Source organism: Kitasatospora sp. NPDC005751 (assembly GCF_040630835.1).
Classification (GTDB): Bacteria; Actinomycetota; Actinomycetes; order Streptomycetales; family Streptomycetaceae; genus Kitasatospora.
In genome coordinates this window covers 161,227-182,178 of the sequence record NZ_JBEXYC010000009.1, presented here as the reverse complement: position 1 = coordinate 182,178, position 20,952 = coordinate 161,227, and the positions used below count along the sequence as shown (strand labels likewise).

Here is a 20,952-nt window from a genome sequence, read left to right as displayed (position 1 = left end):
GAACGGGGTGCGGTGGTAGTCCCGCTGCGCCGCCCGCCCTCACCGGCTGGGGCGGCGACCGCTTCGACGAGGCCTGACGGCGGCCGCCCGGGGTCAGCCCCGCCGGAGCACGCCGCGGACGAAGGCCGCCTGGCCGATGTGCTGGAGGTCGTCGGAGATGACGCTGACCAGGCGCACGCCCAGGGTCACGGGCGGGCTCCAGGCCTCGTCCACGACCCGGTCCAGCGCGGGGCCGGTCAGACCGCGGACGAAGGACAGCGTCCGCTCGTGCACCGCGTCGTGGTAGCCGGTGAGCAGCTCCGGGGAGTCCACGCGGACGGCCGCGACATCGCGGGCGCGGTGACCGTAGCCGGTGGCGGCGGCGGGGAAGCCGAGGGCGAAGCGGTCGAACCAGCCGTCGGCGGTCCAGATCTGTTCGGTCCCGGCGGCATCGGCGATGTGGTCGTCCTGGATGCGGGTCAGGTGCCAGACCAGCCAGACGATCGAGTTGGCCTTCGGGTCGACGCGCTCGGCCAACTCCTCGGCGGTGAGGCCGTCCACCACGTCGTGGACGGCCTCGTGGATCCGGCCGAAGGCATCGGCGAGTAGTTCGGCGCTCTTCATGGGGCTCCCCCGTCCGGGCGCACCGCCCGTCGGCATCGGTGACTGCCAGCATTGTGGACCAGCGGAGTCCGCCCGGCCCGGACCGACAGGCCCGGGGCCGGGCGCGCACGGCCTCGGACCCGGGGCGGCGCCGGCCCGCCGGCCGTCGCCCCACGCGACGCACACGGCGGAGCACGGGTGGCGGGTGCACGGCCCGGGCCGGTGCTTACCGAAGCATGACGCGAGGCCCTGCGTCGCTCCCCCGGCCGTCACCGGCCGGTAGCGTCGCCGGGCATGAGGATTCTGGTCACCGGCGGCGCCGGGTTCATCGGTTCGGCCGTCGCGCGAGCCCTGGTCACGGCGGGTCACGAGGTCCGCGTGCTGGACGCGTTGCTGCCCGCCGTCCATCCGTCGGGGGCCGCGCCCGAACTGCCGGCCGGCGTGGAGTTCCGCCACGGTGACGTCCGCGACCCGGCGACGGTGGAACGGGCGCTGGCCGGGGTGGACGCGGTCTGCCACCAGGCGGCGATGGTCGGTCTCGGCCTCGACCTCGACGACGCGCCCGAGTACGTCGGCTGCAACGACCTCGGCACCGCCGTCCTGCTCTCCGCGATGGCCCGGGCCGGCCTGCGGAGCCTGGTCCTGGCCGGGTCGATGGTGGTCTACGGCGAGGGCCGGTACACGTGTCCGGCGCACGGCGAGGTGGCACCCGGCCCGCGGCGGCCGGAGGATCTCGACGCCGGCCGGTTCGAACCGCCGTGCCCGGTGTGCGGCGCCGCGCTGCGGCCGGGCCTGGTCACCGAGGACGCGCCGGGCGACCCGCGCAACGTGTACGCCGTCACCAAGCTCGCCCAGGAGCAGCTGGCCGCCGCCTGGGCCCGCGCGAGCGGCGGGTCGGTGCTGGCGCTGCGCTACCACAACGTCTACGGCCCGGGCATGCCGCGGAACACCCCGTACGCCGGGGTGGCCTCGCTGTTCCGTTCCGCGCTCGCCCGGGGCGAGGCTCCCCGGGTCTTCGAGGACGGCGGCCAGCGCCGGGACTTCGTCCATGTCGACGATGTCGCGGCGGCCAATCTGGCGGCCCTGGGGTCCGTCGGCGACCGCCCGCCGGGCAGTACCCGGGCGTACAACGTCGGCAGCGGCGAGGTGCGCACGGTCGGCGAGACGGCCCGGGCGCTGGCCGACGCCCACGGCGGCCCGGCGCCGGTGGTGACCGGCCAGTACCGGCTCGGGGACGTCCGGCACATCACCGCCGACTCCTCCCGGCTCCGGGCCGAGCTGGGCTGGCGGGCCCGGGTGCCGTTCCGGGCGGGCATGGCCGAGTTCGCGGCGGCGCCCCTGCGGGTCTGACCGGGCCTGCCCCGGACCTGCCCCGGGCCTGCCCCGAACGGCCCGACCGGGCCGTTCGGGGCCCCCGAGAACGGCGCCGAGAACGGCCCGGCCCGGGCGGTCAGCCGCGCGCCGCCGGGAGCGCGATCTCGAAGCAGCAGCCCCCGGTGACGTTGTGCGCCCGGGCCCGGCCGGCATGCGCCTCGACGATGCCGCGGACGATGGCCAGCCCCAGCCCGGCGCCGCTGTCCCCGCCCTCGCCGCCCTCCCCGCGATCGCGCCGCGGCGTGCGGGCGGCGCTGCCGCGCCAGCCGGTCTCGAAGACCCGCGAGAGGTCCTGCTCCGGGATGCCGCCGCAGCCGTCGGTGACCGAGAGCACCACCTCGTCCACCTCGCGGCGGGCGGAGACCGCGACCACACCGTCCTCGGGCGTCGAGCGGATCGCGTTGACCAGCAGGTTGCCGAGCACCCGGGTGATCTCACCGCTGTCCACCTCGACCGGCTCGGCGGCGACCTGCCGGCCCTCCAGACGGACACCGCGCTGCCGGGCCAGCGGGTGGGCGCCGGCCAGCGCGTCGTCGACCAGGTCGTAGACCGACACCCGGGCGAGCGACAGGGACAGCGCGCCGGCCTGGATCCGGGAGAGTTCGAAGAGGTCGTCGACCATCCCGGTGAGCCGCTCGACCTCGGAGCGGATCCGCTTGAGGTACTGCTCCGGCCTTTCGGCCACGCCGTCCTCCAGCGCCTCGGCCATGGCGCGCAGCCCGGCCAGCGGGGTGCGCAGGTCGTGGGAGATCCAGGCGATCAGCTCGCGCCGCGAGGCGTCCAGCGCCTGCGCCCGGGCGCGCGACTCGGCGAGCCGGGCGCTGGTGGCGGCGAGTTCCTCGCTGAGCTGGGCCAGTTCGAGCCCGAGCGGGTGCGCCGGCGCGGTGAAGCCGCCGTCGCTCCCGACGGTGCGGGCGGCTTCGGTGAGCGCCCGGCTGCCGGCCACCACCTGGCGGCCGAGCAGCGCGGCCGTGAGCAGTGAGACCACGGAGGCCATCCCCAGGACGGTGATCACCACCCCGAGGTCGTGTCCGGAGAGGAACATCGCCTGGGCGACGGCGAACGTCCCGGAGGTGACCGCGAGGACGGTGACGACGGCGACGCAGAAGAGCGAGAGCGCCATCGAGCGGCGGCGCAGCAGTCGCACCGCCACCCAGCCGAGCAGACCGGCACCGGCGGCGCCGAGCCCCGCGAACAGGGCGATCAGCAGCAGGTCCTTCACTCCGAGCCGTCCTTGCGCTCCGTGCCGTGTTCCGCCGTCGCCCCTGGCGCGTCCGCCGCCACCGGGTCGTAGCGGTAGCCGACTCCCCAGACGGTGGTGATCAGGGTCGGTGCGGCGGGGTCGTCCTCGATCTTCTCGCGCAGCCGGCGGACGTGGACGGTGACGGTGGACAGGTCGCCGAAGTCCCAGCCCCAGACCCGCCGCATCAGCTCCTGCCGGGCGAAGACCGTCCGGGGGTGCCGGAGGAGGAACGCGAGCAGGTCGAACTCCCGGAGTGTGAGGAGGAGTTCACACCCCCTGCGGTGCGCGCGGCGGGCCTGCGGGTCGAGCGTGATGTCCCCGGACACCAGCGGCCCGGGGGCCGTGAGGGCCGGCGCGGCGGCCCGGGAGCGGCGCAGCACGGACTGGACCCGCAGCACGAGTTCACGCGGGCTGAACGGCTTGGTGACGTAGTCGTCCGCGCCCAGTTCCAGACCGAGGATGCGGTCCGCCTCGTCGCCCCTGGCGGTGAGCATGACCACCGGCAGGTCGGCACCGGCCTCGGTGGCGCGCAGCCTGCGCAGCAGTTCGAGGCCGTCGATCCCGGGCAGCATGAGGTCCAGGACCAGCAGGTCGGGGCGGTGCCGGCGCGCCAGGTCGAGGCCCTGGTTCCCGTCGCTCGCCCGGTCGACCCGGTGGCCGGCCCGGGTGAGGTAGCCGGCGACGACCTCGGCCACGGTGAGGTCGTCGTCGATCACCAGGATGCGGGCGGGGTCGGGTGGTCCGCCGGAGGCGGGGCTCTCGTTCACCTCGCCGAGGATACGAGCCGCGGGCGGGGCCGGACGGGTCGCGCCGGCGCACGTTCGGGTTTCGTAAGATCGCGGGCGCGGCCGGCCGGGGCGGTGGCCGCCGTCGGACTTTCGTAAGGGCGCGGTTCGGCCGCCGCCGGGCCGGCCGCCCTTAGCGTGGCCGACGTGATCTCTCCGACTCCCCCCGTACCGTCCGCCGGACCGCCGTCCGCCGATGTGATCCTGCCCTGTCTCGACGAGGCCGCGGCGCTGCCCTGGGTGCTGGGGCGGATCCCCTCGGGCTGGCGGGCGATCGTCGTCGACAACGGCTCCCGCGACGGCTCCGCCGACCTGGCGCGCTCGCTGGGCGCGACCGTCGTCGAGGAGCCGCGGCGCGGCTTCGGCGCCGCCTGCCACGCCGGACTGCTCGCCGCCACCGCCGAACTGGTCTGCTTCCTGGACTGTGACGGTTCGCTGGACCCCGCCCAGCTGCCGCGGGTGGCCGCGCCGGTCCTGGCCGGTTCGGCGGACCTCGTGCTGGGCCGGCGCATGCCGGCGGCCGCCGGGGCCTGGCCGCCGCACGCCCGGCTGGCCAACGCCGTGCTGGCCCGCCGGCTGCGGGCGCGGACGGGGGCGCCGCTGCACGACCTCGGGCCGATGCGGGCCGCCCGCCGTGAGCGGCTGCTGGCCCTGGGGCTGGGCGACCGCCGCTCCGGCTACCCGCTGGAGATGGTGCTCGCCGCCTCGGCGGCGGGGATGCGGATCGCCGAGACGCCCGTCGACTACCTGCCGCGCACCGGTCGCTCCAAGGTCACCGGTACCGTGCGCGGCACCCGGCAGGCCGTCCGCGACATGCGGGCCGTGCTGGCCGCGCCGCCGGCCACCCTGCTGGTGATCGCCAAGTCGCCCGTCCCGGGGCGGGTGAAGACCCGGCTCACCCCGCCCTGCACACCCGAGCAGGCCGCGGCGCTGGCCGAGGCCGCGCTCGCCGACACCCTGGCCACCCTCGGCCGGGTGCCGGCCGGGCGGCGGCTGCTCGTGCTGGACGGCGAGGCCGGGCGCTGGCTCCCGCCCGGCTGGCAGGTCGTGCCGCAGCGGGGCGGCGGGCTGGACGAACGGCTGGTGGCCGCCTTCACGCACGCCGCCGAGGCCGCCCCGGAGGCGCCGGCGCTGCTGGTCGGCATGGACACCCCGCAGGTGGACGCGGCGCTGCTCGCCGAGCCGCTGTCGCCGGCCCGGCGCGGGGGCGCCGACGCCTGGTACGGGCCGGCCGCCGACGGCGGGTTCTGGGCGCTCGGGCTGGCCCGGCCGACCGGGGAGCTGGCCCGGCGGCTGCTGCTGGAGCTGCCGATGTCCACGCCGGAGACCGGGCGCGCCCTGCTCGGCCGGCTGACGGCCGAGCGGCTCGCCGTCCACCACCTCCCGGTGCTCACCGACGTGGACACCGTCGCCGACGCGCGGCTGGTCGCCGCCGAGGCTCCGCACAGCGGCTTCGCGGCCCGCCTGCGCGCGATGAGGCTCGCCGACGCGATCGAGGCGGCCGACGCGCTCGGGACCGGTGGCCCGGAGCAGGCCGACGACGCGCACGGGACCACCTCGGAGGTGACGCGATGACCGTCGCCGCCGGAGCGTGGGTGGACGACCCGTTCGCCGAGGCCGTCCGCGCCGGGCGGGGCCCGCTCTGGCTGCGCGGCGAGGACGGCCACCGGATCCCGCTCGACGTCGAGCGCTGGTGCGCACCCGCCGCCGGGGCGGACCACGGGCTGCTGGAGCGCTGCCGCCGGCTGACCGCGCCGGTGGTGGACCTCGGCTGCGGACCCGGCCGGCTGGTCGCGGCCCTGCTGGAGCTGGGCGTACCGGCGCTCGGCGTCGACATCACCGGAGCGGCGGTGGACCGCACCCGGCGCCTCGGCGGCCCGGCCCTGTGCCGCTCGGTGTTCGACCGGCTGCCCGCCGAGGGCCGCTGGGGCGGGGCGCTCCTCGCCGACGGCAACCTCGGCATCGGCGGCGACCCGGGGCTGCTGCTGCGCCGCGGCGCCGAACTCCTCGCGCCGGGAGGCGTGCTGCTGGTCGAGGTGGATCCGCGGGAGATCGACGAACGGATCACCGTCCGGGTGGAGGGCTACGACGGGCGGCTCGGTCCGCCGTTCGCCTGGGCCCGCTGCGGCGCGGCGGCCACCGCCCGCCGGGCCGAGCGGGCCGGGCTGGCCGAGACCGAGCGCTGGTCCGCCCTCGGCCGCCGGTTCCTCGCCTTCAGGAGGGCGGACCGTCCCCGCTGACGGGCACCGCTTCGGCGTCCGCCGCCGGGCGCTCCTCCGACCACAGCGGGTGCTCGCGCTCGGCCCAGCGCCGGTCGACCAGCCCGGTCCGCATGCCGCGCCGGGCCTCGGGGTCCCGGACGGCCATCCAGACGTGCCCGGCGGTCACCGCGGCGATGGCCGCCGCGAGCCAGTCATGGACGAAGGTCGCGCCGGTCCGCCAGGCCGTCGGCGCCAGGTGGGTGAGCCACATCAGCAGGCCCGTCCCGAGGATCACCAGCATCGCGCCCAGCGTCCACTGGGCGTAGAGCTTCTGCCCGGCGTTGAACTTCCCCGCCGGGCGGTACGAGGCTCGGGCCCGGGTCGCCCGGAGCCAGACCCAGTCCACCGGGTGGAAGCGGCTCAGCCTCGACACGTCCGCCCGCACCGCCCGGAAGGCGAGCCCGAGCAGCAGCGGCACCGGCAGGGCCAGCCCGCACCAGACGTGCACGGTGACCACCAGGCGCCGGCGGCCGACCAGTTCGGCCAGCGGCGCCAGGTAGAGGCAGGCGGCGGTGGCCAGGCAGACCAGCATCAGGGCCGCGGTGGTGCGGTGCACCCAGCGTTCGGCGCGGGCGAAGCGGAGCAGGAGGTCAGGCGGTCGGGGCATCGTCACGTCCGTTCGAGCGGCCGACCCAGGCGTCGACGTCGTAGCCGTTGCGCTCCCAGTACCCGGGCTCCACGGTGTCGGTCACGGTGATGCCCGACAGCCACTTGGCCGACTTGTAGAAGTACATCGGCGCCACGTACAGGCGCACCGGTCCGCCGTGGGAGTGGGAGATCGGGGCGTCCTGGAGCTTGAGCGCGACCACCACGTCGTCCCGCCGGGCCTGCTCCAGGGTGAGGCTCTCGGTGTACTCGCCGTCGAAGCAGCTGAACCGGACCGCCCGGGCGGCCGCCGAGACGCCGGCGGCGTCCAGCAGGTGTGCCAGCGGCACGCCCTCGAACGGGGTGTTCGGCACCCGCCAGCCGGTCACGCACTGCACGTCGCGCACGATCCGGCGCTGCGGCATCGCCTGGAGGTCGGCCAGCCGGTAGCTGCCGGGGCGCTCCACCAGGCCGTCCACCGTGAGGCTGTAGGTGTCGGGGCCCCGGGAGGGCACCGACGCCACCACGGAGTAGTACCGGAAGCCGCCGCCGCCCGGCAGCAGGCCGGTGAGCCCGGTCGGGTCCTGGCCGGCCAGGGCGTCCTGGGCGCGTTGGAGAAAGGGTCCGGCCGCCACGCCGGCGGCGCCGAGGCCGACCAGGCCGAGCACCGCCCGCCGGCCCACCGGGGTGCCCCGGGATCGCTTCGCTCTACTGTCCACGGCTCGATTGGAACAGCCGGCCCGTACCCGCGACCAGCCCCGACCCCGAGCCGTCAGGCTTTCGTCATCTCCCGCGCGCCCGCCGAGGCCCGGTCCCCGGCCCCGCCCCGCCGGGCGCGCAGGAGCCCGCGCACCGCCGGCACCCCGAGCACGCAGGCCAGCGCGGCCCCGTACGCGGCCTGCTGCGCCGGCCCGCCGCCGACCAGGTAGAGCACCTGCCCGGCGGCCGGGACGGCCAGCCACTCCCAACCGCCGTCGAGCGCGACCAGGGCCACCACCAGCAGGCCGTACCAGGGGTAGGCCGGCGCGACGAGCAGCAGGGCCGTGCCGGTCACCGGCAGCGCGCCCCGCCACGGGCGGCGGGGGTCGCCGTGCCGCAGCACCCGCCACACCACCGCCGCCAGCACCAGGGCCGCCGCCCACGGCGCCCAGCGGTCGGGCACCGCCAGCCGCAGCAGCCCGAACCGGTCCAGGTGCCCCTGCTCGTAGCCCTCCTCCCGCAGGTAGCCCGGCAGGTACCCGAGCACCGCCGGGCCCGAGACGGCGACATGGGGCAGGTACGCCAGCCCGAACGCCCCGATCGCCGCGCCGAGGACGGCGACGTCCCCGCGGGTCGGACGGCGGGCGAGCGCCCCCGACAGTGCCCCCGACAGCGCCCCGGGCAGGGCGAGGGCCGGCAGCAGCTTGGTGGCGACCGCGGCGCCGAGCAGCACGCCCCCGGTGCCGGGCCGGCGGCCGGCCACGCAGCCCAGCCCGACGGTCATCAGCAGCGCGCCGAGGGTGTCGACGTGCGCGTCGTTGACCGCCCACACGGTGATGCCGGGGCACCACCCCCAGAGCGCCGCCCGCCGGCCGCCCCGCCCGACCACCAGCAGCGCGCCCGTGGTCGCGACCGCCAGCAGCGCGCCGCCCACCTGCACCCCGCGCACCCCGCCCCCGAAGGGGTGCACGGCGAGGAACCAGGCCTGCGCGACCGGCGGGTAGATGGTGCGCACGGCGGGCCGGTTGATCCGGGTGCAGTCGCCCGCCGCCGTCCGCCGCTCGTCCCACCCCCTGCAGCCGTCCGTCACCGGGAACAGACCCGGGTCGCGCAGCCGGGCCAGCGCCGGGTCGTCCGGGGCGTGCGCGTAGGGGGAGATGCCGGCCGCCTGCACCCGGCCGTCCCAGACGTACCGGTAGGCGTCGTCGCTGGTCCGCGGCGGTGCGAGCAGTCCGACGGCGGCGACCGCCACGCTCCCGGCCAGCACCAGCGGCGCCACCCGGCGGGCCGGCACCCGCCGCAGGAGCAGCAGCGCCAGCACGAACAGGCCCGCGTCGAGGGCGTACCAGCCGTGGAGCGGGCCGCGGTCGGCGAGCGTGCCGCCGCCGGTCACGGTCGTCGCCAGGGCCGCCACCAGGGCGGCGAGGGCGAGCGTGCAGGGCAGAAGGGTCCGAGTGGCCACCCGCTCACCCTGCCACCGCGGCGGCGGCGCGAACGGCCGCGGCGGCCCCCGTTCGACTTCCGTAAGCACGTCGTACCCGCCGCGCGGGGCCCGGTGGCGCTTCGATGAGGGCGTGGATTCCAAGCACCCCGGCGCCCGGCGCCGCCCCCGCCTCGCCCTCCCGCCGCCGCCCGCGTCCCTGCGCCGCGGCCCGTTCCGGGACGGCGTCTTCCGCTCGGCCCTGCACGAGCCGCGCACCGCCGTCGTCCTCGGCCGGTGGCTGGGCGCCGCGCTGGTGGTCTGCTTCCTGACCGGTCTCCTCAGCCACCTGCTCCAGGACCCGACGGGCCGGCTCGCGGGCCTGCTGCCCGCGCGCCCGGTGAACGGCTACCGCGTCACCCAGGGGCTGCACGTCGTCAGCGGGATCGCCGCCGTCCCGCTGCTCGGGGCCAAGCTCTGGACGGTCTACCCGCGGCTGTTCGAGTGGCCGCCGGCCCGGAGCGTGGCGCACGCGCTGGAGCGGCTGGGCATCGCCGTCCTGGTGGCCGCCCTGCTGCTGGAACTGTTCACCGGCCTGCTGAACACCCTCCAGTGGTACCCGTGGCCGTTCCCGTTCCGGCAGACCCACTTCTGGGTCGGCTGGCTGGCCACCGGCGGCCTGCTGGTCCACCTCGCGGCCAAGGCGCCGCTGATCGCCCGGAACTGGCGCCGGCCCCGGCTCACCGTCCCCGGGCGGCGCGCCTTCCTGACCTCGGTCGCCGCGGCGGTCGGCGCGGTGACGCTCACCACGGCCGGGCAGAGCGTGCCCTGGCTGCGCCCGCTGAACCTGCTGGCGCCGCGCCGGCCCGACCTGGGCCCGCAGGGGCTCCCGGTGAACCGCACCGCCGCGCAGGCCGGGACGGTGGAGGTGCCCGCCGGCTGGCGGCTGCGGGTGGACGGCCCCCGGCCGTACGAGATCGGTCTCGACGAACTGGCCCGGCTCCCCCAGCACGAGGCGGTCCTGCCGATCGCCTGTGTGGAGGGCTGGAGCGCGAGCGCCCGCTGGGGCGGCGTCCGGGTGGCCGAACTGATGGCCCGGGCCGGTGCGCCGGCCGGCTCCGCCGTGCGGGTCACCTCGCTGGAGGAGGAGGGCCCCTACCGGGTGATGGAGATGCCCGCGCAGTACGTCGACGACCCGCTCACCCTGCTCGCCCTCCGGGTCGACGGCGAGACGCTGGACGCCGACCACGGCTTCCCCGCGCGCGTCATCGCGCCGAACCGCCCCGGCGTGCTGCAGACCAAGTGGGTCGCCCGGCTGGAGGTGTCCCGATGACCGGCTGGCTCCGCGGCACCGCCCTCGCCGCCGGTCTCGCACTGATCGGCTACGGCCTCTACGGCCTGCTGACCGACGTCTACCTCACCGACCCGGCGCAGGTCCTGGTCTGGGGGATCGGGGCGCTGGTCCTGCACGACGGGGTCTGGCTCCCGCTGCTCTGCCTGGTCGGCGCCCACCTGGCCCGCGGACCGGTGCTGCGCGGCTGGCTGGTCGTGGCCGCCGCCGTGACCGCCGTCGGACTCCCGGCCGTGCTGCGCGCCGACGACGACCACGGCAACTCCTCGCTGCTGCCGCTGCCCTACCTGCGCAACTGGCTCGCCGTCCTGGCCGCCACCGCCGTACTCGCCCTGCTGATCGGGCTCGTCCGGCGGTGGCGCCGGCCCCGGCCGGTCAGTCGCCCGGTACGCCGGGAAGACCGGTCGTGAGGCCGTCCAGTGCGTGACCGCACGGGCAGGCGCGCTCGGTGGGCAGCAGGCCGATCGTCTTGAACAGCACCGTGCGCAGCCGCTCGACGTTGCGCGCGAAGACGGCGAGCACCTCCGCGTGGGTGACCCCCTCGCCGCTCTCCACCCCCGCGTCGAGGTCGGTGACCAGGGCCACCGAGGTGTAGCAGAGGCCGAGTTCGCGCGCCAGGACGGCCTCCGGGTGGCCGGTCATCCCGACCACCGACCAGCCGTTGGCGGTGAACCACCGGGACTCGGCGCGGGTCGAGAAGCGGGGGCCCTCGATCACCACCAGGGTGCCGCCGTCCACGGGCTCCCAGGCGGCGCCGGCCGCCGCCGAGAGCGTGGCCCGGCGCCCCTCGGGGCAGTACGGGTCCGCCATCGACACGTGCACCACCTCGGGCACCGAGCCGTCCGGCAGCGGCAGTCCGTCGTAGTAGGTCTGCGCCCGGCCGCTGGTCCGGTCCACGAACTGGTCCGGCACCAGCAGCGTCCCCGGTCCGTACTCGGGCCGCAGCCCGCCCACCGCGCAGGGCCCGAGCACCTGGCGGACGCCGAGCGAGCGCAGCGCCCAGAGGTTGGCCCGGTAGTTGATCCGGTGCGGCGGGAGGCGGTGGCCGCGGCCGTGCCGGGGCAGGAAGGCGACCCGGCGGCCGGCCACCTCGCCGACGAACAGCGCGTCGCTCGGCTCGCCGTACGGGGTACGGGTCCGCACCTCGACCATGTCGTCCAGCAGCTCGTAGAGCCCGGAGCCGCCGATCACCCCCACATCCGCGCGGGGCATGATGATCTGATCGTCCGTCACTGAATCCACCTCTCTCACCTGACTGTGCCGCCACTGTAGGAGCCGGCGCCGGGAGATCCCGCGCGGACGGCCTTACGATCCGCGAACGGCTGCCGGGCGGACCGCGTGAGTGGCGTCGCCGCCCGGTAAGGACGCGCCTCCTCGGGCCCGCGACGGGCGGTTGCTCTTGCGCCCTCCTGCCCTGCTGCCCTGCGCCCTCCTGCCCTGCTCCCTGCTGCCCTGGCTCCGGACCCCTCGGGAACGCCAGCCCATATGATCAACTTCTCGGGGCACCGGCCGAGGGCCGCCGCCCGTACATCGAATACAGGGGGATGATCACATGGTCGAACTGTCCACCGGACCGATGACCTGGGTGATGGCCGGCGACAGCATCACCCAGGCCGTCCTGCACACGCACGGCGCCCGCGGGTGGGTGGAGCACGTGCACGAACGCGTCGGCTGGCAGCTCGACCGGCTGACCGACATCGTGGTCAACACCGGGGTGTCCGCCTGGCGCGCCACCGACGTCCTCGGCGCGTACGACCACCTCATCGGCCGGTTCGCCCCCGACGTGCTGTCCATCTCGCTGGGCACCAACGACGCCCGCGCCGGGCTCGACGGACTCGCCGAGTTCCACGCGTCGATGCGCGCGATCATCGCCAGGACCGACGGTGCCCAGATCGTGCTGCACACGCCCCTCGTGGTCAGCCGGGCCGGACGCGCCGCCCGCGCCGAACTGCCCGCCTACTGCCAGGCGGTGCGCGAGATCGCCGCGGACACCGGGGCCCTGCTGGTCGACCACGAGGCCTACTGGCTCGCCCACTTCCCCGACAGCGACCCGATCGCCTGGCTCGACGACCCGGCGCACCCCAACGCCGTCGGCCACCGGCACATGGCCGACCTCACGCTCCGCACCCTGGGCCTGGGCGAACTCACCGAGCTGTGACGGCCCCGGGCCACCGGGCCACCGGGCGGCCGGTCACGGCCGGTGGGCGAGCAGCCCGACCGTCCCGGCGCGCCGGTTCCAGGCGATGACGGCCAGCGGCACCATGAAGACGAACGGCGTCCCGGCGTTCTCGCCGTGCATCGCGGTGAGCTGGGTGACGAACGCGAACGCCAGGAAGACGATCAGCGCCATGGCGGCCGGCCCGGCCAGGCGGCGGACCAGCAGGCCGACCGCGCCGGCCAGTTCCACCAGCCCGGTCAGGTACATGAACCAGTGGCCCGCACCGATCGCGTCGAAGACCTCCGTCGCGGCGGGCAGTGCGAGCAGCTTCGGGAGCGCGCTGGCCAGGGCGAAGAAGAGGGCGAGCAGCACCCGCAAAGCCAGGACCACACCGGCCATGGCCCTGCTGGACCTCGCGGTGGTCGTCACGTCAGGGGCGGTGAGGGTGGTGATGTCGGACATGTCCGGTCTCCCCGGGTAGCGGGCGATGCTTTCCCAGCTTTGACCGCCGCCACCGCCCGAACTCATCGGTCCCGGAAGAACTGTTTCGTCCGCCGCCCCGGCAGCCCGCTCATGCCCCCTGACGACCCCGGCGACGAGGACGACCGGCTCCGTGCGGCGCGCGCCCGGGCCGTGGCGGCGTCGCCGGAGTGCGGGTCAGACGAACGGGAAGTACCGCGTGAAGGCCTGCGGAGTGACGGCGAGGAAGCCGTCGAAGGGCGCGTCCAGCTGCTGGATCAGCAGGATGGTGAACGCGATCAGCCCGGTCAGACCCATCACCATCACCACGTGGGTGGCGCTGCGCTTGATGCCGAACAGGAACATGAACGCCACCGTGAGTGTGCCGCCGATGACCAGCCCGACCCAGAGCACCGTGGAGAGGCTGCTCATCGCCGACGCCTCCCGGCCCCGGCGGGCGTCGTCGAGGGTGGTGAGGACGGCGAGCATCTCCTGCGAGGCGTTCTGCTGCGTGGGCGTGTCGTCCTGCGAGGAGGCCTGACTGACCGTCCGCAGCTGGTTCAGCAGCCCCCAGCCGTCCGGGCCGAGCGGCTCGCGCGCCGCCATCCGCGGCCACTCGGCGTGCACGACCTGGACGGCGTAGGCGGTGGCCGTGGTGCGCAGCGCGTCGCGGCGGTCCGGCGGCAGGAGGTCGGCGAGCAGGTAGGTCTGGTGGAGCGCACCGGCCTCGTCCTGGGAGTGGTTGAGGGCGCCGCTGTGGATCTCCCAGACCGAGACCATCGAGAGGCCGAGCACCAGCGCGTACAGGACGCCGACCATCATCGCGATGTACTCGGCGACGTCCTCGCGCGGCTCGGCGTCCTCGGGGACGGGGAAGAAGCGCCCCTTCAACAGGACGATGGCGGCGGCCACCAGGGCGACGCCCAGGACGACGGCGAGTGTCTGCAACAGGTTCGACACGGTGGTTCCCGGGGTTTCAGCGGCGGAAGCGGGAGAGCGCCGCGACCGCGGCGGCGGCGGGCAGCAGGACGACCAGCAGGACGGAGGCGACCGGCAGGGCGTCCGGCGAGCGCCCACCCGGGCCCGGGGTGCGACCGGACCCGGCGGCGTGGTGCGGGCCGACCGGGGTGGCGGTGGCGGTGGGGGTGGCGACCTCCACCGAGGGGTTGCCGGTGGCCGCGGGCGACGGGGACGGCTCCGGGGAGGGGGCGGGGACGGTCGGAGCGGAGGGCGCGGGGGTCGCCGCGAGCGCCGCAGGCACCGGGACATCGGCGGGCAGGGCGGGCAGGGCGGGCACCGCAGGCACGGCGGGCGGCTCGGGGGGTGGCGCGGGAGCCCGCGCGGGGGCGGGGGCCGGGGCGGGAGCAGGAGCAGGGGCGGGAGCGGGAGCGGGAGCCGCCGGGGCGGCCGGGGCCGGCACCGCGGCTCCGGGCCCGGGCGGCGGCACGGCGGGGGCATCCGCCGGGGCCGGCTCGCCCGGTGGGGTCGTGCCGGGCGGCGGTACGGCCGGCGCCCCCGGCACCGTGGTCCCGCCCGGTGTGGTCCCGGGCGGGACCACGGGCCCGGGGGCGGTGCCCGGCGGGTTCTCCGGCGGGTTCTGAGACGGGTTCTCCGGCGGGTACTCCGACGGTCCGGCGGCCAGCGTGACGTCCGTCCCGGCGCGCGCGACCAGCAGCGGCGGCGGCACCGGCTCACCGCACGCGCCGACCGTGGTGATGCCGTCCGAGCCCGTCACCTCGGCCGCGCTGCGGTACGTGCCGGGCGGCCGCCGGAGCACCGCCGCGCACCGCACCGTCCGGCCGGGCCCGAGTGCCACCGGCGCCGCCGGGCCGTCGCCGCAGTCGATCCCGTCCGGCACCAGCACGTCACGCAGCCGCAGGTCGTACAACGGCCGGTCACCCAGGTCGGCCACCGTGTAGCGGAGGTCGGCGGTGCCGGATCCGGGCGCACCGGGGGCGGCGTCGACCGCCAGGCCGAGCGCGCTGACCACGCCGGTGTAGCCGGACGGGGCGGTGGCCGCCACCTCCCTGTCGGAGTGTCCGGACCGGCCGCGCGCGGTGGCGGTGGGGTCGTGGACACCGGCCTCGGCGGTGAGCCGGAGCGTGCAGACGACGGTGGCGCCGACCGCCAGCGGTCCGGCTTCGGGGCAGGGCACCGGCCGTCCGGCGTCGGTCACCCGGATCGCCCGCAGGCCGGTCTCCCCGGCGTTGGTGAGCCGGTACTCCTTCACCACGGCCGTGCCGCCCCGGACGGCGGGGCCGGGCGGTCCGGTGACGGTCACGGTGTTCACCCGGACGGCGAGCGCCAGCCCGGCGCAGTCCCCGTCCCCGGCAGGTGTCGCCGCCAGGCTCGGCAGTGCCAGCAGGAGGAGGAGCAGGAGCCGACCGCCGTGGCCACCCATCCGTGCCCCCTCGGTATCCGACGATCCGCCAACCCGTTCATCCTTGGGTCCGACCATCCTCGGAACCGGTCCGGAACACGCGGCCCCCGTCCGACACGCCGCCCGATTCACCCGCCCGGCGCTGCGGGGCGCCCGGGACCGCTCCGCCCTCGGCCGGCGCGGCCGCCGTCCGCCGCACGCCCGCCCCGCGCCCGCACGCCGCCTGAACCGGAGGCGAGCGGGAGGGCGCGGTACCCGGCCGGCGAGCGCGGGCCGTCCCGTCGGCTCTGCCCTCGGCGAATCTGCGGCGGGCAGAGAATCGCCCTGCGGGGATCCTCCGGGGGCAAGAGTGGGGTCGACGGCATCCCGCATCGACAAGGAGATCCCGATGACTCCCCTCACCACGGCCCCGCCCCGCGCGGACGAGGGCTCCCGGCCGCCCACCCGCTTCGACGACCACCTCGCGGCCCAACTGCTCGCCCAGCGGATCGTCCTCCTCGGCACGGAGGTCGACGACGTGTCGGCCAACCGGGTCTGCGCCCAGCTGCTGCTGCTGTCGGCGGAGGACCCGCGCACCGACATCTGCCTCTACATCAACAGCCCCGGCGGCTCGGTCACCGCGGGCCTCGCCATCTACGACACCATGCGGCTCATCCCGAACGACGTCTCCACCCTGGCGATGGGGTTCGCCGCCAGCATGGGCCAGTTCCTGCTCACCGTCGGGACGCCCGGCAAGCGGTTCGCGCTGCCGAACGCGCGGATCATGATGCACCAGCCCTCGGCGGGCATCGGCGGCACCGCCGCGGACATCGAGATCCAGGCGGAGAACCTCCAGTTCACCAAGAAGGCCATCGAGCGGATCATCGCCGAGCACACCGGGCAGAGCGAGGAGACGATCACCCGGGACGGCGACCGGGACCGCTGGTTCACGGCCGAACAGGCCCGGGAGTACGGGATGGTGGACCGGGTCCTGGAGTCGCTCGCCGACGTCCGCCCGGCCTCCTCGCGGCCGCGGATGGGGCTCTGACATGGGGTCGTACACGGTTCCCTACGTCATCGAGCGCACCGCACAGGGCGAGCGGTCCTACGACGTCTTCAGCCGGCTGCTGAACGAGCGGATCATCTTCCTCGGCACCGAGATCGACGACGGCTTCGCCAACGTCGTCATCGCCCAGCTCCTGCACCTGGAGTCGGAGAACCCGGAGCGCGAGATCTCGCTCTACCTCAACTCGCCGGGCGGGTCCTTCACTTCACTGATGGCGATCTACGACACGATGACCTTCGTGCAGGCGCCGATCTCCACGTTCTGCGTCGGGCAGGCCGCGTCGACGGCGGCGGTGCTGCTGGCCGGCGGAGACCCCGGACGGCGGTTCGTGCTCCAGCACGCACGGGTCCTGCTCGGCCAGCCGGCCAGCGGCGGCCGGCAGGGGACCGTCTCCGACCTCAGCCTCGCGGCCAAGGAGATGGTCCGCATCCGCTCCCAGGTCGAGGAGGTCCTCGCCCGGCACACCCGTCACGACGTGGCGACGCTGCGGGCGGACATGGACCGGGACAAGGTGCTCAGCGCCGAGGAGGCCGTCTCCTACGGGCTCGCCGACGAGGTGCTGAGCCGGCGGAACGCGCTCGTCTGACCCCGCCCGGGGCCGTGGGCGCGGGCCGGTCGGACGGCGAGCGCACGGCGGCCGGCCCGGCGGCGTGTGCCGCCGGGCCGGTCCGCGCGACGCGCGGTCGCGGTCAGGCCGCGAGGCAGAGACCGTCATGGCGCGACGGGGACGACACCCGCCCCCGGCCCACCGAGCCGTGACCCACCGAGCCGTGCGCCACCCGGCCGCGCCCGCCCCGGGCCAGCCCGCCCCGGGCCAGCCCGCCCCGGGCCAGCTCGTCCTGGGCGAGCGAGAGCAGGTCGGCGAGGCCGAGGCCCAGGGAGCGGGCGGCGGCCGCGAGCACCTCGGAGGAGGCCTCCTTCCGTCCGCGCTCCAGCTCCGACAGGTACGGCACCGAGATCCGGGCCGCCTCCGCGACGTCCTTCAACGTCCGCTCCTGGGCCAGCCGCTCGCGCCGCAGCGCGTCGCCGACGAGGTCGCGCCACAGGGGTTCCCGGGGCACGGGGGTCGGGGGGACCCCCGCCGGCCGCTGCGGGGGGCGGGCGGCCGCACCGGGGCCGGGTGAGACCGGCGGGCGCAGCGGGATGACGCGGGCTTCGTTCGGCGTAGGAGTGCTCACACCTTCAGCCTAGGGATCCCGGGCGCCGTGGGAAGGGCACGGCGTTCTGCCCTGGGTGAAGCCGCGGGGAACCGCGACCGGGCCGCGGCTCCCGCCCGTTGTCCGGGGCGTGTTCGATCGGCCGTCGACCGCTGAGGCGCCGCGCCGGCGTGGCGGGCCGCCCCGGCGCCGGACCCGCCGGCGGGTCAGCTCCTCGGGGGTGCGTCCGGCCCGCGGTGGCGGCCGGCCCGCCCGGCTCCGGGCCGGGGCCGCGTCAGTCGACGACGACGACCATCTTCCCCAGGGCCTGCCCCGCCTCCATCACCCGATGGGCCTCGACGATCTCACCGAAGCTGAAGACCCGGGTCGGGCGGCCCTTCAGGACGCCCGCCTCGACCTCGGCGCAGATCGCCTCCAGGGGCACGTCGGCGAGCGGGAACGCCGGTGTGCCCAGGACGAAGGCGCTGCCGAAGAAGCTGAGCCCGACCGCACCGGGCAGGTCGGCCATCGGGTCGAAGTCGGCCACCGGTGCGAAGCCGCCGAGGAAGCCGACCTGGCAGACCCGGCCCCGTGGGCGGACCGCGGCCAGCGAATCGCGCAGCACGCTGTTGCCGACGATGTCGAGCAGGGCGTCGACGACGAGGCCCCGGCGGCCGACCTCCGCGGCCAGGTTTCCGTCGTCGATGAGCACGTCGACGGCCCCGAGGTCCTTGAGCAGGGGCCCGTGATCCGGGTTGCGCGTGGTGGCCAGCACGTCGGCGCCGTGCCGGACGGCGAGGTTGACGGCGGCCTGGCCGAGCGAGGAGGTCGCGCCCCGGACCAGCAGCGTCTCCCCCGGCCGGAGGGCGAGGTTGCCGTGCAGGGCGCTGTGGGCCGTGGCGTACACCTCGGGCACGGCGGCCAGATCGGCCCAGGAGAGCCCGGACTCCACGGCCACCACATGGGTGGCCGGGACGGTCACCAGCTCGGCGTAGCTGCCGTTGCGGGTCCGCCCCATCCCGCCGAGGATCGCCACCACCCGGGTGCCGACGGGGAGTTCGCCCGAGGGGTCGGCCTCGACGAGGCCGGCGCACTCGATCCCGGGGACGGCCGCCACCGGGCCCCAGGCCCCGCTGCGCATGTACGCCTCGGCGTGGTTGAGACCGAACGCCTTGACCCGGACGAGGACCTCGCCGTCGGCGGGTACCGGGTCGGGCAGTTCGGTGACGGCGAGCACCTCGGGGCCGCCGTGGGCGGAGATGACGATGGCCTTCATGTCCGAACCTCATTCTTGAGTAGTCATTCAACTATGGGGCCGAAAAAGAGGGCCACCGCGTACGGTGGCCCGGGAACGCCGCGCCCGTCAGGAGAGCGCGACGAAGGCGCTGTCGACGACGGCCCGCAGGACCGCCGCGTCGGGGTTGGCCTTGCCGACGACCATCAGCCCCTGGCAGGTCGCCACCAGCAGCTTGGCGCTGCCGGCCGCGTCGAGCGAGCTCCTGACCTCGCCCCGGCGGACGGCGTTCTCCAGGGCGTGGGTCATGCAGCGCTCCAGGCGCGCCAGGTGGCCGCGCACGACGGCCGCCGCCTCGTCGTCCTCCGCGGCCTTCTCGATGGCGGTGTTGACCAGGAGGCAGCCCTGCCGCCCCTCGGGGCTGAGCAGGTCGCGGACCAGCCCGTCGAAGTAGCCGCGCACCTGCGCCACGGAGGCGCCCGGCGCCTCCAGCTCCCCGAGCTTCTGCGGGACGACCAGCTTCGAATAGCGCTCCAGGGACTTCACGAAGAGCGCGTGCTTGCCCCCGGGGAACGCGCTGTAGATGCTGCCGGGCTTGACCCCGGTCGCCTTCACCAGATCCTCGATGGAGGTCGCCCGGTAGCCGCGCTCCCAGAACCGCCGCATCGCCTGGTCGAGGACGGCGTCGGGGTCGAACTCACGTGGCCTGGGCATGGGGAAAACATACCTGAGCGCTCATTCAAGAACAAGCCCCGCACCACCCGCCGCGCGCGGTGGTCCCGCGGCGCGGCGAGGCCGAACCCGGCAATTCCGTGGTTCCCGACAAACCGTCACCTATCTTGTCAGCGCAGGGCAGTGCCCGGGGCAGCAGCGGGCGAACCGTCGTCGGTCCGCCTCGCGAGGACGCCCGGCGCAGCCCTCGTCCACGTCGTCTCGGCTCGCGGCCACGGTGCCCGGTTCCGGCTCGACCGCAGACGCGGGACCTCCCGTGAGACGTCGCTCCCGATCCGCAAGGAGGCAGTACACCGTGCAGAGAACCACACGTCTCGCCCTGGCCGTCGCGACCGCGCTCGCGACGGCCGTCGCCGGTGCCCCGGCCGTCGCCGCCTCGACCCCCGAGGCCGACCCGCACACCCGAGGCGGCCACCACGCCGTCTTCGTCCAGACCGACGACCCGGCGGGCAACCGGATCATCGCCTACCGGCGCGCGGACGACGGCCGGCTCACCCCGGCGGGCAGCTACGACACCCAGGGGCTCGGCGGCGTGCTGGACGGGTCGGTCGCCGACCACCTCGCCTCGCAGGGGTCCCTCACCTACGACCCGGAGCACGCCCTGCTGTACGCCGTGAACGCCGGGAGCGACACCGTCTCGGTCTTCTCCGTGGACGGCGACCGCCTCGCGCTGCGGCAGGTGGTCGGCTCCGGCGGACGCTTCCCGGTGAGCGTCGCCGTGCACGACGACGCGGTGTTCGTGCTCAACGCCCTGGACGGCGGCTCGGTCCAGGGCTTCACCGTCCACGACGGCCGCCTGCACGAGCGGGCCGACTGGAACCGCTGCCTGGGGCTCGACCCGAACGCCGCGCCGCAGTTCACCAACACCCCCGGCCAGGTGGGCTTCACCGGCGAGGGCGACCAGCTGGTGGTCACCACCAAGGCCAACGGCAGCAACCTGCTGGTGTTCGGCCTCGACCGTTCCGGCACCCCGGCCGACTCCCCCGTGGTGACGCACCTGCCCGGCGCCGTGCCCTTCGCCTTCGTCCCCCACGGCCGGCACGGCCTCCAGCTGGCCGAGGCGGGCACCAACGCCGTGGCCACCTTCGCCGTCCACCCGGACGGCACCGCCTCGCAGCAGGCCTTCGCGACCACCGGCCAGTCGGCGACCTGCTGGATCGTCGCCGTCCGCGACCTGCTGTACGCCTCGAACGCGGGCAGCTCGACCCTCAGCGGCTTCCGGACGGCCGACCACGGGCGGCAGTTGACCGCGCTGGGCAACACGCCCACCCACCCCGGCACCGTCGACGCGGCGGTGTCCTCGGACGGGCGCTACCTCTACGCCCAGACGGGGGTCGACGGCGTCGTGGACGAGTTCGCGATCGACCCCGACGGCTCGCTCACCGCGCTGGGCTCGCAGACCGTGCCCCAGGGGGTCGACGGCGAGGGCATCGTCGCCTTCTGACGGGCGCGCCGGCGGCTCCCGGAACGCCTGTGCTCCGCCGCCCGGTGGGCGGCGGAGCACAGGG

At 76.0% G+C, this 20,952-nt stretch carries 22 protein-coding genes and 1 pseudogene; 10 read left to right on the top strand and 13 right to left on the bottom strand.

Going from position 1 to position 20,952, the window contains the following annotated elements; genetic code table 11:
* Positions 1-93: 93 nt before the first annotated feature.
* Positions 94-603 (bottom strand): DinB family protein, encoded by a 510-nt coding sequence (locus ABZ497_RS12580; RefSeq protein ID WP_359804571.1) that lies wholly within the window; start codon positions 601-603, stop codon positions 94-96.
* Between the two features lie 273 nt (positions 604-876).
* Between ABZ497_RS12580 and ABZ497_RS12575 the strand changes: the two genes are divergently transcribed.
* Positions 877-1,932: an NAD-dependent epimerase/dehydratase family protein gene (locus ABZ497_RS12575; RefSeq protein ID WP_359804570.1), complete on the top strand. Its 1,056-nt coding sequence runs from the start codon at positions 877-879 to the stop codon at positions 1,930-1,932.
* A gap of 100 nt (positions 1,933-2,032) precedes the next feature.
* On the opposite strand, the gene ABZ497_RS12570 is transcribed toward ABZ497_RS12575, so the two are convergent.
* Together ABZ497_RS12570 and ABZ497_RS12565 are read right to left on the bottom strand one after the other, a co-directional pair.
* Complete coding sequence (locus ABZ497_RS12570) at positions 2,033-3,178, bottom strand: HAMP domain-containing sensor histidine kinase (protein WP_359804568.1); 1,146 nt, start codon at positions 3,176-3,178, stop codon at positions 2,033-2,035.
* Positions 3,175-3,966 carry a response regulator transcription factor gene (locus ABZ497_RS12565; protein ID WP_359804566.1) on the bottom strand — a complete coding sequence of 264 codons (792 nt, stop codon included), beginning with the start codon at positions 3,964-3,966 and terminating at the stop codon, positions 3,175-3,177. The genes ABZ497_RS12570 and ABZ497_RS12565 overlap by 4 nt, the downstream gene beginning before the upstream one ends.
* 168 nt (positions 3,967-4,134) lie before the next feature.
* Here ABZ497_RS12565 and ABZ497_RS12560 point away from each other — a divergent pair.
* The 3 genes and pseudogenes from ABZ497_RS12560 to ABZ497_RS12550 all read left to right on the top strand — a co-directional run.
* Positions 4,135-4,827: pseudogene (locus tag ABZ497_RS12560) on the top strand (glycosyltransferase family 2 protein); the annotation flags it as partial.
* Entirely contained in the window at positions 4,807-5,559 is a 753-nt protein-coding gene (locus ABZ497_RS12555; RefSeq protein WP_359804617.1) for a DUF2064 domain-containing protein, read from the top strand. The pseudogene ABZ497_RS12560 and the gene ABZ497_RS12555, both read left to right, overlap by 21 nt.
* The gene (locus ABZ497_RS12550) at positions 5,556-6,224 is read left to right on the top strand and encodes a class I SAM-dependent methyltransferase (protein ID WP_359804565.1); all 669 of its coding nucleotides are present in this window, start codon (positions 5,556-5,558) and stop codon (positions 6,222-6,224) included. The genes ABZ497_RS12555 and ABZ497_RS12550 overlap by 4 nt, the downstream gene beginning before the upstream one ends.
* Here ABZ497_RS12550 and ABZ497_RS12545 read toward each other — a convergent pair.
* The 3 genes from ABZ497_RS12545 to ABZ497_RS12535 are packed head-to-tail and all read right to left on the bottom strand — an operon-like array spanning position 6,199 to position 8,991.
* Positions 6,199-6,852, bottom strand: a complete 654-nt coding sequence (locus ABZ497_RS12545; protein ID WP_359804564.1) for a cytochrome b/b6 domain-containing protein — start codon at positions 6,850-6,852, stop codon at positions 6,199-6,201. The two genes, ABZ497_RS12550 and ABZ497_RS12545, sit on opposite strands and share 26 nt — an antisense overlap.
* Complete coding sequence (locus tag ABZ497_RS12540; protein ID WP_359804563.1) at positions 6,836-7,549, bottom strand: molybdopterin-dependent oxidoreductase; 714 nt, start codon at positions 7,547-7,549, stop codon at positions 6,836-6,838. Before ABZ497_RS12540 ends, ABZ497_RS12545 begins: the two co-directional genes overlap by 17 nt.
* A 53-nt stretch (positions 7,550-7,602) precedes the next feature.
* Positions 7,603-8,991: a hypothetical protein gene (locus ABZ497_RS12535; protein ID WP_359804562.1), complete on the bottom strand. Its 1,389-nt coding sequence runs from the start codon at positions 8,989-8,991 to the stop codon at positions 7,603-7,605.
* A 178-nt stretch (positions 8,992-9,169) separates the two neighbouring features.
* On the opposite strand from ABZ497_RS12535, the gene ABZ497_RS12530 reads away from it, so the two are divergent.
* The gene (locus ABZ497_RS12530; RefSeq protein ID WP_359804615.1) at positions 9,170-10,282 is read left to right on the top strand and encodes a molybdopterin-dependent oxidoreductase; all 1,113 of its coding nucleotides are present in this window, start codon (positions 9,170-9,172) and stop codon (positions 10,280-10,282) included.
* Positions 10,279-10,710, top strand: a complete 432-nt coding sequence (locus tag ABZ497_RS12525; RefSeq protein WP_359804561.1) for a hypothetical protein — start codon at positions 10,279-10,281, stop codon at positions 10,708-10,710. Before ABZ497_RS12530 ends, ABZ497_RS12525 begins: the two co-directional genes overlap by 4 nt.
* Here the strand turns inward: ABZ497_RS12525 and ABZ497_RS12520 are convergent.
* Positions 10,676-11,512, bottom strand: coding sequence for an S-methyl-5'-thioadenosine phosphorylase (locus ABZ497_RS12520; protein ID WP_359804613.1), 837 nt, complete (start codon positions 11,510-11,512; stop codon positions 10,676-10,678). The two genes, ABZ497_RS12525 and ABZ497_RS12520, sit on opposite strands and share 35 nt — an antisense overlap.
* 340 nt (positions 11,513-11,852) lie before the next feature.
* Here ABZ497_RS12520 and ABZ497_RS12515 point away from each other — a divergent pair, with 340 nt between their 5' ends.
* Complete coding sequence (locus tag ABZ497_RS12515) at positions 11,853-12,458, top strand: GDSL-type esterase/lipase family protein (protein ID WP_359804560.1); 606 nt, start codon at positions 11,853-11,855, stop codon at positions 12,456-12,458.
* A 33-nt stretch (positions 12,459-12,491) separates the two neighbouring features.
* Here the strand turns inward: ABZ497_RS12515 and ABZ497_RS12510 are convergent, their stop codons facing one another.
* The 3 genes from ABZ497_RS12510 to ABZ497_RS12500 all read right to left on the bottom strand — a co-directional run bounded on the left by ABZ497_RS12510 (position 12,492) and on the right by ABZ497_RS12500 (position 15,318).
* Entirely contained in the window at positions 12,492-12,920 is a 429-nt protein-coding gene (locus tag ABZ497_RS12510) for a DoxX family protein (RefSeq protein ID WP_359804559.1), read from the bottom strand.
* Positions 12,921-13,115: 195 nt separating this feature from the next.
* Positions 13,116-13,877: a hypothetical protein gene (locus ABZ497_RS12505; RefSeq protein ID WP_359804558.1), complete on the bottom strand. Its 762-nt coding sequence runs from the start codon at positions 13,875-13,877 to the stop codon at positions 13,116-13,118.
* A 16-nt stretch (positions 13,878-13,893) separates the two neighbouring features.
* A complete protein-coding gene (locus ABZ497_RS12500) occupies positions 13,894-15,318 on the bottom strand; it encodes a hypothetical protein (protein ID WP_359804557.1) in 1,425 nt (474 codons plus the stop codon).
* Between the two features lie 367 nt (positions 15,319-15,685).
* On the opposite strand from ABZ497_RS12500, the gene ABZ497_RS12495 reads away from it, so the two are divergent.
* Positions 15,686-16,324: an ATP-dependent Clp protease proteolytic subunit gene (locus ABZ497_RS12495; RefSeq protein WP_352294006.1), complete on the top strand. Its 639-nt coding sequence runs from the start codon at positions 15,686-15,688 to the stop codon at positions 16,322-16,324.
* A gap of 1 nt (position 16,325) precedes the next feature.
* Positions 16,326-16,928 (top strand): ATP-dependent Clp protease proteolytic subunit, encoded by a 603-nt coding sequence (locus tag ABZ497_RS12490; protein WP_352294008.1) that lies wholly within the window; start codon positions 16,326-16,328, stop codon positions 16,926-16,928.
* A 103-nt stretch (positions 16,929-17,031) separates the two neighbouring features.
* Here the strand turns inward: ABZ497_RS12490 and ABZ497_RS12485 are convergent, their stop codons facing one another.
* The 3 genes from ABZ497_RS12485 to ABZ497_RS12475 all read right to left on the bottom strand — a co-directional run bounded on the left by ABZ497_RS12485 (position 17,032) and on the right by ABZ497_RS12475 (position 19,426).
* Positions 17,032-17,520: a helix-turn-helix transcriptional regulator gene (locus ABZ497_RS12485; protein ID WP_359804556.1), complete on the bottom strand. Its 489-nt coding sequence runs from the start codon at positions 17,518-17,520 to the stop codon at positions 17,032-17,034.
* A 253-nt stretch (positions 17,521-17,773) separates the two neighbouring features.
* Positions 17,774-18,754 carry a zinc-binding dehydrogenase gene (locus ABZ497_RS12480; RefSeq protein ID WP_359804555.1) on the bottom strand — a complete coding sequence of 327 codons (981 nt, stop codon included), beginning with the start codon at positions 18,752-18,754 and terminating at the stop codon, positions 17,774-17,776.
* An 87-nt stretch (positions 18,755-18,841) separates the two neighbouring features.
* Positions 18,842-19,426 carry a helix-turn-helix domain-containing protein gene (locus ABZ497_RS12475; RefSeq protein WP_359804554.1) on the bottom strand — a complete coding sequence of 195 codons (585 nt, stop codon included), beginning with the start codon at positions 19,424-19,426 and terminating at the stop codon, positions 18,842-18,844.
* Between the two features lie 313 nt (positions 19,427-19,739).
* On the opposite strand from ABZ497_RS12475, the gene ABZ497_RS12470 reads away from it, so the two are divergent.
* Positions 19,740-20,888 (top strand): beta-propeller fold lactonase family protein, encoded by a 1,149-nt coding sequence (locus tag ABZ497_RS12470; RefSeq protein WP_359804553.1) that lies wholly within the window; start codon positions 19,740-19,742, stop codon positions 20,886-20,888.
* Positions 20,889-20,952 lie beyond the last annotated feature (64 nt).